The sequence below is a fragment of the Actinomyces mediterranea genome (assembly GCF_900155595.1).
Taxonomy (GTDB): Bacteria; Actinomycetota; Actinomycetes; order Actinomycetales; family Actinomycetaceae; genus Pauljensenia; species Pauljensenia mediterranea.
Genome location: NZ_FTPB01000003.1, coordinates 277,648 through 288,915, shown reverse-complemented (window position 1 = coordinate 288,915; position 11,268 = coordinate 277,648). Strand labels below are relative to the sequence as shown.

10 protein-coding genes and 1 tRNA gene are annotated in these 11,268 nt (G+C 62.2%); 4 read left to right on the top strand and 7 right to left on the bottom strand.

The window, feature by feature from the left end; all coding sequences use genetic code 11:
- The first annotated feature begins 112 nt into the window (after window positions 1-112).
- Together BQ7471_RS02420 and BQ7471_RS02415 are read left to right on the top strand one after the other, a co-directional pair.
- The gene (locus BQ7471_RS02420) at window positions 113-967 is read left to right on the top strand and encodes a M23 family metallopeptidase (protein ID WP_205408236.1); all 855 of its coding nucleotides are present in this window, start codon (window positions 113-115) and stop codon (window positions 965-967) included.
- Window positions 964-1,785, top strand: coding sequence for a glycerophosphodiester phosphodiesterase family protein (locus BQ7471_RS02415; RefSeq protein WP_076463929.1), 822 nt, complete (start codon window positions 964-966; stop codon window positions 1,783-1,785). The genes BQ7471_RS02420 and BQ7471_RS02415 overlap by 4 nt, the downstream gene beginning before the upstream one ends.
- Window positions 1,786-1,799: 14 nt before the next feature.
- Here BQ7471_RS02415 and BQ7471_RS02410 read toward each other — a convergent pair whose 3' ends face one another.
- Window positions 1,800-3,203 (bottom strand): sodium:proton antiporter, encoded by a 1,404-nt coding sequence (locus tag BQ7471_RS02410; protein ID WP_076463928.1) that lies wholly within the window; start codon window positions 3,201-3,203, stop codon window positions 1,800-1,802.
- A 180-nt stretch (window positions 3,204-3,383) separates the two neighbouring features.
- A tRNA-Arg gene (locus tag BQ7471_RS02405) sits at window positions 3,384-3,459 on the bottom strand.
- A gap of 144 nt (window positions 3,460-3,603) precedes the next feature.
- Between BQ7471_RS02405 and BQ7471_RS02400 the strand changes: the two genes are divergently transcribed.
- Window positions 3,604-4,059 (top strand): ribose-5-phosphate isomerase, encoded by a 456-nt coding sequence (locus BQ7471_RS02400; protein WP_076463926.1) that lies wholly within the window; start codon window positions 3,604-3,606, stop codon window positions 4,057-4,059.
- Window positions 4,060-4,256: 197 nt separating this feature from the next.
- Here BQ7471_RS02400 and BQ7471_RS02390 read toward each other — a convergent pair whose 3' ends face one another.
- From BQ7471_RS02390 to BQ7471_RS02370, 5 genes are all read right to left on the bottom strand, one after another.
- Window positions 4,257-4,934 carry a YesL family protein gene (locus tag BQ7471_RS02390; RefSeq protein ID WP_076463923.1) on the bottom strand — a complete coding sequence of 226 codons (678 nt, stop codon included), beginning with the start codon at window positions 4,932-4,934 and terminating at the stop codon, window positions 4,257-4,259.
- A 47-nt stretch (window positions 4,935-4,981) separates the two neighbouring features.
- Window positions 4,982-6,031, bottom strand: coding sequence for a LacI family DNA-binding transcriptional regulator (locus BQ7471_RS02385; RefSeq protein WP_076464397.1), 1,050 nt, complete (start codon window positions 6,029-6,031; stop codon window positions 4,982-4,984).
- Window positions 6,032-6,078: 47 nt separating this feature from the next.
- Entirely contained in the window at window positions 6,079-6,960 is an 882-nt protein-coding gene (locus tag BQ7471_RS02380; protein WP_076463922.1) for a carbohydrate ABC transporter permease, read from the bottom strand.
- Window positions 6,957-7,802 carry a carbohydrate ABC transporter permease gene (locus BQ7471_RS02375; protein WP_076463920.1) on the bottom strand — a complete coding sequence of 282 codons (846 nt, stop codon included), beginning with the start codon at window positions 7,800-7,802 and terminating at the stop codon, window positions 6,957-6,959. The genes BQ7471_RS02380 and BQ7471_RS02375 overlap by 4 nt, the downstream gene beginning before the upstream one ends.
- Window positions 7,803-7,889: 87 nt before the next feature.
- On the bottom strand, window positions 7,890-9,221 hold the full coding sequence (locus BQ7471_RS02370) for an ABC transporter substrate-binding protein (RefSeq protein ID WP_205408235.1): 1,332 nt from the start codon (window positions 9,219-9,221) through the stop codon (window positions 7,890-7,892).
- Between the two features lie 365 nt (window positions 9,222-9,586).
- On the opposite strand from BQ7471_RS02370, the gene argS reads away from it, so the two are divergent.
- Entirely contained in the window at window positions 9,587-11,266 is a 1,680-nt protein-coding gene (argS, locus tag BQ7471_RS02365) for an arginine--tRNA ligase (RefSeq protein ID WP_076463919.1), read from the top strand.
- The last annotated feature ends 2 nt before the right edge of the window (window positions 11,267-11,268 follow it).

Sequence of the window (11,268 nt, the reverse complement as noted above, 5' to 3'; positions counted from 1 at the left end):
CGAATGTGATCCTCGGCCCCTTCTTCGAATGCTCTCGCGCGCGGGCGGCGAATCGGAGTACCGTTGGGTGCGTTGTGGAATTCGCAATGACTCTTGATGCGAAGGAGACGGTGTGACTGACGAGCGTCCGGCGTGTCCCTACCCGTCGCGCAGACAGCTGCATGCGCATGGAGCACATCAGGCACCCGCGATTAAGGCAACCCCGACTGCTTCTCACCACATCCTCAAAGTAGGCGTCCTCAGTGCCCTGACTGCCATCACAATTGCGATTCCACTCACCGGATTCGTCGGCGCCGATTCCTCGATGGCGATTCCTGCCCGAGTCGTCGGCACCGCCGTAGCCTCGCCCTCGTGGATGGGGGCCGTCGGTCAGGACGCGCTCGGCGAATCGGACGCGCTCACGGGATCCCAGACCGCAGCGTCGCGCGCTCGCGTCCGCGCGCCCCTCACGCTGACGACATGCCTTCCCTCCGCTGAGAACGCCAATGGCACCAGAAGCGTTCAGATGCGCACCGAGACCATTGTGTGGCCGATCGCAGAAGGCGCGTTCGAGATCACCTCGCCCTTCGGGCCCAGGGTGTCGCCGATCAGCGGGCAGTTGCTCATGCACGAGGGCATCGACATGTCTGCGGCCATGGGGACCCCGCTGTACTCGATCTTCTCCGGCGAAGTTGTCGAGGTGTCAGAGAATTCCCGCTCCGGCGCCTATGTGAAGATCAAGCACACGCGCGAGGACGGAACCGTCTTCTACTCGATGTACCTCCACCAGTACATGAAGGACATCCTCGTAACGATGGGCCAGCATGTCGAGGGCGGGCAGGCCATCGGCGCTGTCGGCTCCAACGGCTGGTCGACGGGCCCCCACCTGCACTTTGAAGTGCATGATTCGTCTGATTCCCCGGTCGATCCCCAGGCATGGCTGAGCGGAGTCGGTGCCGTGTACGTCGGTCAGGAGGCCTGTTCATGATCCCCGTGTCCTCGCGAGTCGGCCCGATCCTTCTTGCTCATCGCGGGGGAGGGGACGAATCATCCGAGAACACCCTCGAGGGATTCGCCTACGCGCGTGACCTCGGCATCCGTCATATTGAGACAGATGTGCACTTGAGCGCCGACGGCGAAGTGGTCATCAGCCACGATCCCACGGTGGACCGCTGCTACAGCGGCACCGGCCTCATCGCGGAGACGACGTGGCGGGACCTGTCGGCATTGCGCACCTCAGACGGGCAGCGGATGCCTCTGCTGGCTGAGGCGCTTGAGCGCTTCCCCGATATGTACTTCAACATCGATGCGAAGGCTGCGGGCGTCGAGGGTCCCCTCCTCGATGTCATCGACGGATACGATGCGTGGGATCGCGTGGTCCTCGCGTCCTTCTCAGAATCGCGCCTGAGATGGATCCGTGAGAAGACTCAGATGCGCGTCGCCACGTCGATCGGCGTTGACGCAGTTGCACGCCTCGTCGGAGCCGCGAAGACGGCGATCGGGCCGCGCTGGTGGCGTGTCCCCGGCACGAAGCAGGGAGTTGTCGCTGCACAGGTTCCCGTGTTCTACGGGCCGCTCACAGTCGTCGATCGTCGTTTCGTCGCGGCTGCACACACCCTCGGTCTGGCGGTGCACGTGTGGACCGTTGACGAACCCGATGATGTCCTGCATCTCATCGAGGTCGGCGTTGACGGGTTCGTGACGAACCGTCCCAGGGTGCTGCGCGACTTCCTTGTGGAGCGTGGAATGTGGGAACAGCCCCCCGCACCGGACGAGGCCGCTCGCATGCAGTCCCCGAGGGACTGAGCCGCGCGCCGCGATCAGCTTCGCCCCGCCGCCTCCATTCGCGTGGCCCTCGTGATTCTGACGCCCATCAGGACGATGAGCACCGCCGCGCAAACGTATCCGAGATAGTGCAGCCACGCCGCTTCAGCGATGAAGATCAACGCCATTGTTGCAAGAACCGGCACGAGGTCGATGAAGGCCTTGCCGACGTAGGCGCCGAAGCTCGGCATGGCGACCCCATCGGCGTCGGCGACTGATTTCACCATGAAATTCGGACCGTTGCCGATATAGGTGATGGCACCGCAGAGTACGGCTCCCAGGGAGATCGGGACGAGGTAGACCTCTGGGACCCCGGCGATAAGAGTGCCGTCTCCGCCTAGGGCCTTCGCCATATCGAAGAAGGTCATGTACGTCGGAGCATTGTCGAGGACCGAGGACAGTGACCCGGTGAAGAGGAAGAAGGACATGCGAGTGAGAGGGAGGGAGGGCGCGATCTGCTCGAGATAGCGCAGTGCCGGAGCCATCGTTGCGAAGATGCCGATGAAGAGCGTGGCGACTTCGGCAATCGGCGCCCAGGTGAATGCGTTCGACTCGAAGCGGACCTTTGTGTCTCCGAAGAAGTAGGAGATGAGGGCTGCGGCGAGGAAGATGATCTCACGCCACGGCACGAGGCCGGTCCCGTGGGCCTCTCCCGCTGCGAGCGCCTCGCCGTCCCAGGAGGGGACGAGCGCGACTGCGAGGATGACGACAACGAAGAGGATGAGGTTCATACCGCCGCGCAGGCGCAGGGGCTTGATCTCCGTCTCATCGCGAAGGATTGCGGACCTCGGTTCGGCGGCGTAGCGGAGACGGTCGATGGAGTAGTAGGTCGCGAGCAGGAAGACGAGTACGAAGAGCCACTCCTTCCACAGGCTGAGCGTCCACGTGAAGGGCACTCCGTGGAGGAAACCGAGGAAGAGGGGCGGGTCGCCCAGAGGGGTGAGCAGGCCCCCGCAGTTCGCGACGATGAAGATCGTGAAGAGCACTGTGTGAACCCTGTGCACGCGCTCCTTGTTCGTGGCGAGCAGGGGGCGGATGAGGAGCATTGCGGCTCCCGTCGTGCCGATGAAGGAGGCCAGCAGTCCGCCGATGGCCAAGAAGATCGTGTTATTTCGCGGCGTTGCCTCGATATCGCCGTCGAGGTGGATTCCGCCGGAGATCGCGAAGAGGGCGAAGAGCAGCATGATGAACTGGAAGTACTCGACACCGGTGGCGATGAAGGATCCGGAGCCCTCGACGAACCACATCCACACCGAGGTCGGGATGCCTAGGGCGAGGGCAACGAGGAGTTGGCTGGAGCGCTTCTCCCACCATTCACCGGTCGCCGGGATGATAGGCAGGAGGGCGATCGCCGCGAGCATCGCGGCGAAGGGGATGAGAGACCACCATTGATAGGTCATGGTTCCTCGTTCTCGCAGTAAGACGGGGCGCGGCGTTGCCGCGAGCCCCGGGGACCCGTTCACCATAGCGCTGCACTGATGTCCAGCGTCGGCGTTGTTCGCTGATCGTGGCCGATTCGCGTTGCAGGGGAGCCACGAAAGCACAGATTCTCGACTGTCAACAATATCTTTAGTCCTAGATGGTGCCCCGAACAGGATTCGAACCTGCGACCTTTCGCTCCGGAGGCGAACGCTCTATCCACTGAGCTATCGGGGCCAACGAGCAGATAGTCTAGCAAAAGGCCCGAAGAAGATACGAATAGTGCACATGCCGCTGGGTCGGGTCTTTCATCCTCCCGGTGACGGTGAGAGGTGTCATACTGTAGGCATTGTTGACAATTTCTTCTGAGGAAGGGGTCCCATGCGCGTTCACGTTGGAACTGATCATGCAGGATTCGAGTTGAAAGAGACAGCAGTCGCCCACCTGCTCCACAAGGGGTACGACGTCGTCGACCACGGTGCGCACGTCTACGACTCCCTCGACGACTACCCGCCGTTTTGCATCGAAGCGGCCGAAGCGGTCGTGGCCGAGCCGGGCTCCCTCGGCGTCGTCATCGGCGGCTCGGGTAATGGCGAGCAGATGGCGGCGAACCGCGTGAAAGGCATCCGCGCGGCACTTGTGTGGAACGACTCCACCGCGCGCCTCGCCCGAGAGCACAATAATGCGAATGTCATCTCCATCGGAGCGCGCCAGCACACCGTCGAGGAGTGCCTCGCATTCATCGACGCTTTCCTCGAGACCCCCTTCTCGGGCGACGAGCGCCACCAGCGTCGCATCACCCTCATGGATGACTACGAGGAGACCCATCGCAAGTGAAGTGACGGGCCCCGATAGTTGTATAGGGCGGCGTTCGACTGGATGACTCCGGCGGGCGCCGTTCCTCTGCATCTGGGCTCCGGCGAGAGGTTGAGGCCGCCGATGAGTGCTGCGATGAGAGAGGACGCCCATTGTGTGATCGGTGCATCCGTGTGCGTTCCCATGACGGTGCGGATCGTGACGGCGTGTCCGCACGATCATTCCCCGGACAAGGAGGGATCGGCCTCGTCGCGGGATTGGGCGGAGGCGAGGACGGGATGAGCCGCGAGCACGCACACGTACATGGCGAATGCGATACCGAAGACGAGGTACCAGAATCCCATGCGTACGGCCCACTCGACTGACACCGTCACCACTGCGAGCGGAGCCGCGGACACGATGAGCGCGCCGAACGTCCGACCGAGCTTGGCGACCCCGACCAGGAGGGAACTGCGGGCGAGCATCACGAGGTCCCCCACTCGCAACGAACCGTGGTACGCCAGGCGGTAAGCCATCATCGGCCACAGCCATACGTGGACGATGCCGAGCATGACCGCGACGAAGAGGAGCAGCGAGCGTACGGCCAGTATGAGGAACGGGGAAGACAGTGACTGGGAGGCCACCCATTCCCAGACGACGAGCGCCCCGACAATGAGCTCGGCCGTCCCCGCGACTCCCGCTGCGACGGCGCCCCGCATGGTCTGACGCATTGCGGGGACGAGGGCAGTCGACTCATCGCGGATCAGGCGCATTGAAACGACGGCGCACACGAGGAGCCCGATGCCGGAGGTGACCACCGGTATCGACCATGCGAGGGCGATGAGATTCGCGACGATAAGTGCTGCAATCCACGACAGCACCTGATGGATCGACGAATCAGGACTAAGTCGCGACACTGCTGCTCCCTCCTACTCCCGTCCCTCGGGGCGGCACTCCCAGTATCTCAAGAATCGCGCACCGGGCCCGTCGAGCCGCCCTCGCGGATCGCACCGGGGACGAAAACATGCTGGACAGGGCCCGAAGCGATCTGATCGAAGAGGATCTCGCAGGTGAGCCGTGCGATGAGAGCGGGCGGCTGGGCGAGGGTCGTCAGCGGCGGATCGACGTATTCCCCGATGGCGATGCCGTCGAATCCGATGATCGAGATATCTTCGGGGATCCGCAGCCCCGCCTTGCGGATCGCCCGCATCGCCCCGATCGCGAGAACATCCGCGATCGCGAACACGGCGGTCACATCGGGGCGCTCTGCGAGGAGTTTCTTCATCACTTTGTACCCGTACTCCAGCGAGTAGGGGGTTGTCTCGATGAGATCCTGGGAGCATATGAGGGACTCGTCAACATCGATTCCGGCATCGACGAGGGCCTTGCGGTAACCCCTTACCCTCTGAGTGCCGACCGATACATCTAAGGGCGGCACGCCGAGCACCGCGATGGTGCGGTGACCGAGATCAATGAGGTGGCGCACCGCCCTCACGGATTCGAATTCATCGTCGACCGATACCGAGGAGTAGACCCCGTCGGGCACCCGGTCGAGGCGCGAGACCGTCGACAACACGAAGGGAACCTTCATCTGCTCGAAGACAGAGGCGTCGTGGGAGAAGGAGCCACCCAGGAAGACGACCCCCGCCATGAGATCCTCGTCGACGAGTTTGATCGCCTCTTCGATCTCATCCGCCCAATGGGGAACGGTGACGACGGTCAGCAGGTAGTTGTGCTCGCGCACGATTGACTCCATCGTGTTGAGCATCTGCGCGAAGAAGGGGTTGTCAATCCCCTTCATTAAGAGGGCGATCGACGGGTTGTGCGACATCTTGAGGAAACGGGCGTGCCTATTGGGACGGTAGCCCATCTCATCGGCGAGGGCGATGATCCGCGCGCGCGTCTTGTCAGAGACATCGGGCTTGCCGTTGAGTGCGCGCGAGACCGTGACGACGCCGACGTCGGCGGCTTTCGCGATGTCCTTGATCGTGGGGCGGCCAGTGGGCGGTGGCATGGTCACTGCTCCCTCCTTTCTGGTCTCACGCGGTCGGTCGGCACTGCTCAACCCTTCACAGCGCCCGCGACGACGCCTTCGATGATGTACTTCTGGCTCGACAGGTAGAACACGATGATCGGGATGATCGCGAGGACGAGCATCGCCATGAGTGCGCCCATGTCATTCGACCCGTGAGAGCCGACGAGTTGCTGGACGACGACGGGGATCGTCTTGTACGGCGTCGACAACCCGATGACCAGGTAGGGCAGGAGGTAGTCGTTCCACACCCACATCGCATTGAGGATTGCGACGGTGATCATGACGGGCTTGAGCATCGGCATGACGATGCGGAAGTAGTTCTGCACAGGGCCGCAGCCGTCGATCATGGACGCTTCTTCGATTTCGATCGGGATCGACTTGACGAAGCCGGAGAAGATGAAGACGGACAGTCCCGCGCCGAATCCCAGGTAGAGGAGGATCATTCCGACCGGGTTGTCGAGGTTGAGTATGTCGGCGATCTTGACGGTCGGGAACATCACCATCTGGAAGGGGACGACCATCGAGAAGACGAACAACAGATATAGGGCATTCGTCCACCACGTCTTGATGCGGGTGATGTAGTAGGCCGTCATGGCGCAGAAGAACACAATGACGATGAGGGAGCCGATCGTGATGAAGAACGACCATCCGGCGGCGGCGAAGAAGTTCGTCGTCTTGAGGCCGTTGAGATAGTTCTCGATGCCGACGAAAACGTCTCCGGTCGACAGGGAGAAGGGGCTGTCGGAGATGAAGAACCTGCCCTTGAAGGAGTTGTTGAGGATGAAGAACAGCGGTCCGAGGAACACGAGGGTGAGGGCTGTGAGCACGAGATAGAGCAGTGCAGAGCCGACGGGGCTGGTACGAGTGGCGGACGTGTGGATCTTTCGGGGAGCGGGTGCGGTGCTCACGCTTCGACCTCCTTGCCTCGGGTGGCGCGCAGCTGGATAAAGGCGATGATCGAGACGATTAGGAAGAAGATCACTGCCTTCGCTTGGCCGACGCCTTCGAATCCGGTGCGCGCGAAGAATGTGTTGACGATATTGAGTGCGGCCATCTCAGTCATATTGAGCGGCTGGCCATTGGTCAGTGCCAGGTTCTGGTCGTAGAGCTTGAAAGAGTTGCTCAGCGTGAGGAATAGGCAGATGGTGACCGAGGGCATCACCATGGGAATGGTGACATTGCGCAGGATCGACCATTTTCCGGCGCCGTCGATTTCGGCGGCCTCGATAAGTTCGGGCGGGACCGACTGGAGTCCCGCGATGTAGATGATCATCATGTAGCCGACCATCTGCCAGTTCAACAGGACGATGATGCCCACGAAGCCGTATTCGGCTTTGGTGACGAGCGTTGTGTTCCAGTTGAGCAATACGGCGTTGATGATCGTCTGCCACGTGTAGCCCAGGACGATGCCGCCGATGAGGTTCGGCATGAAGAAGACGGTGCGGAAGAAATTCGTCCCCTTGAGCTTGCGGGTCAGAGCGTAGGCGATGGCGAAGGCGAAGATATTGACTGTGATGACGGACAGGACGGTGACTGCGGCGGTGAATCCGAGGGCGTGGACGAAGCCCTGGCTCTCGCTGAAGGCGTCGAAGTAGTTCTTCAATCCGACGAAGGATGCATTGGTCACCGTGGTGAATGTGCACAGCGATAGGTACAGGCCGATCGCAAAGGGCGCGAGGAAGGCGATGAAGAAGGCGATGAGGGTCGGGCCGAGGAAGAGGGCGCCGAGCTTGCGCAGACTTTTAAGCATGATGCGGGCTCCTGGGTGGGTGGTGATGTGGGAGGGGCGGGTGCGCGGGCGTGGTCCTGCGCACCCGCCTGGCTGGGTCGGAGAGGGTCAGGCTCCCTTTTCAGCCTTCCAGGAAGTGGTGAACTGCTCGACGACCTTATCCCAGGTCATCTGACCGGCAGCGTACTGAGTGAGGGCGGCGCCGAAGTCGTCCTTGAACTTCTGGCTCGGGAAGGTCGTGAAGACCCACGGAACCGAGGTCTTCTCCGTGTCGGACATCGACTTGATGACCTCCTGGGCGAGCGGATCGGTCGGCTGGTCGCCTTCGGTGAAGGTGGAGAAGGGCGGGATGAAGCCGAGCTTCTCGACCATGAACTTCTTGCCCTTCTCTGAAGTGATCAGCCAGTTGACGAAGTCTGCTGTCGCCTTCTGGTCGACCTCGGATGCCTGGGAGTTGATGGAGAAGTAATTCTCGGTGCCGATGTTGAGGCCCTGGGTCTCTTCGCCCTTGCGACCGGTGTAGATCGGGAGCATCTTGACGTCCTCGGCCTTGACGGTGTTACCCGAAACCTCCGCGACCTGGCCGTACGCCCAGTTGCCGTTCTGTACCATGGCGGCCTTGCCAAGGGCGAATTCCGCCATGGAGTCGGTGACGGCCTTGGAGGAGGCGAGCGCCGGGTCGATCGTCGAGTTATTGAGGTACAGGTCGAAGATGTTCTTGAACTCTTCATTGTGAGTGAAACTCAGTTCCGCCATATCGTCGACATTATTGTCCTGGTACTCGAAGTACACGGGAAGGTCGGCGAGGTGGGTCTGCCACCGCCAGTCCTCACCCGGCTTGAGGGACGTCGACGCGAAGACGCCGTCAATGCCGATCTGGTCCTTCTTGGACTGCATGTCCTCGACGACTGCCTTGAGGGTCTCGAAGTTGGTGATCTCGTCCATGGACTTCGCCTTCGCGCCAGCGAGGGCGAAGTACTTGTCCATGATGGTCTGGTTGTAGATGATGCCGTAGCCCTCGACGACGTAGGGGACGCCGTAGATCTTGCCGTTCTCGCCGAGCGCGAGATCGGGATTGAGGAGGTTCTTGTACAGGTCGGTGTCTGTCAGGTCTGCGGTGTAGTCCATCCAGTTGCGCATGCCGATGGGGCCGTTGATCTGGAAGAGAGTGGGGGCGTCGGACTTGGCGATCTCTGACTTGAGGGTCTGCTCGTAGGTGCCGGAGGCAGCGGTGACGATCTTGACCTCGACGCCGGTCTCCTCGGTGTAGGCCTTGGCGACCTGCTGCCAGATTTCATCCTGCTCGGGCTTGAAGGACAGGTAGTAGACCGAGCCGGTGTCGTCCTTGGCCGTATCCGTGCCGGATGAGCATGCCGCGAGTGCGGTCAATGCGGTTGCCGCTGCAACGGTGCTTGCGGCAACCTTCATGAACTTCGACATGAGGTGTCCTCCTTTGGACAATTCGTCTGTACGCTCCTGCTTCTGTGCGTGAGCGGGATGTAATAGTGGCGGACTGCGCCCGTCGTGCGATCGCTCGCACCGGTAACGTTTCCGGTACGCAGAACTATAGGACGTTTTCTGCAACTCTCGCAAGGAAATCTCGGGTCTGAAGATAACGGTTTGGCAACGGTCTTTTCGCGTGATCATGCGATTCTGGACGGGGTTTTCGCGCTGAATCGCTTCTGAACAGGACAGCTGTCGGAAACGTTTCCGTTATCTGTCGCCTCCGCGGTCGGCATCACGGGGCGGCCGACATCAAATCAGCGGGTTCGCCGACGCGCCCGGACAGCAATTACGCTGTGAGGGTGACTCCAGAAGAACTTGCCATCGTCATCCGCGACATCCTCGTCGCGCAGTCCGACTCCGGCGCCATCACCCTCGCATCCGACTCCATTCCCGATTCCCTCACAGTGGAACGCCCACGCAACCGCGAGCACGGCGACTGGGCGACCAATGTCGCCATGCAGCTGGCGAAGAGGGCGGGCATGAATCCGCGCGACTTCGCAGCGCTGCTCGCCGAAGAACTGCGCGAACACGATGGCATTGACGGCGTTGACGTTGCAGGCCCTGGATTCATCAATATCCGTCTCGCTGCGGCCTCAGCCGGGGAACTCGCGCGGACCATCGTCGAAGCGGGCGACACTTACGGCTCGAACGACCAGCTCGCGGGCACCTCCATCAACCTCGAATACGTGTCGGCGAACCCGACTGGACCGGTCCATCTCGGTGGAGCGCGCTGGGCGGCCGTCGGCGACTCGCTCGCGCGGCTCATGACGGCCTCGGGCGCCCGAGTGACTCGCGAATACTATTTCAATGACCACGGTGCGCAGATCGACCGCTTCGCGAAGTCCCTCTACGCCCGCGCAATGGGCCGGGACGCCCCCGAAGACGGGTACGGCGGCCAGTACATCGCCGACATCGCCGCCCAGGTGCGAGAAGACGCGCTCGCCGCTGGGGAGGTCGACCCCACGATCCTCGACGAAAACGATGCCGTCGAGGCGTTCAGGGCGCGCGGCGTTGAGCTCATGTTCGATGAGATCAAAGAGCGCCTGGCCAGTTTCCGCTCCGAGTTCGACGTCTTCTTCCACGAGGACTCCCTCCACTCCTCCGGCGCGGTCTCGCGAGCCATTGACATGTTGCGCGAGCGCGGCGAGGTCTACGACTGCCACGGCGCCGTCTGGCTGCACACCACCGCTTACGGCGACGACAAGGACCGCGTGCTCATCAAGTCCGATGGGCAGGCTGCCTATTTCGCCGGCGATGTCGCCTACTACCTCGACAAGCGCCGACGCGGTGCGGACGCGGCCATCTACCTGCTCGGTGCCGACCATCACGGCTACATCGGACGAATGATGGCGATGTGCGAAGCGTTCGGCGACAAACCGGGCACGAATATGCAGATCCTCATCGGGCAGATGGTTAACCTCGTCAAGAACGGCGAACCGGTGCGCATGTCGAAGAGGGCGGGCACCATCGTCACCCTTGATGACCTCGTGGATGCCGTCGGCGTTGACGCGGCCCGCTACGCCCTCGTGCGCGTCTCCATGGATTCCAATCTCGACATCGATCTCGACCTGTTGACCCAGCACACGAACGAGAACCCCGTCTACTACGTCCAGTACGCTCACGCGCGCACCTGCAATGTCGCCCGCAATGCGGCCGAATACGGCGTGTCCAGGAGCGCGGGCTTCGACCCGGCCGCCCTTGACACTACCGCCGATTCCGACCTGCTCGGCGTCCTCGCCCAGTTCCCCTCCCAGGTCGCCCAAGCGGCGGGGCTGCGCGAGCCCCACCGCGTCGCCAGGTATCTCGAATCTCTGGCGGCCGCCTACCACACCTGGTACGGCCAGTGCCGCGTCACGCCCCGCGGCGAGGACCCGGTCGACGCCGGACACGTCGCGCGCCTGTGGCTCAACGACGCCGTTACCCAGGTGCTGCGCACCGGTCTCGCCCTCCTCGGCGTGGGCGCCCCCGAGAGGATGTGAGA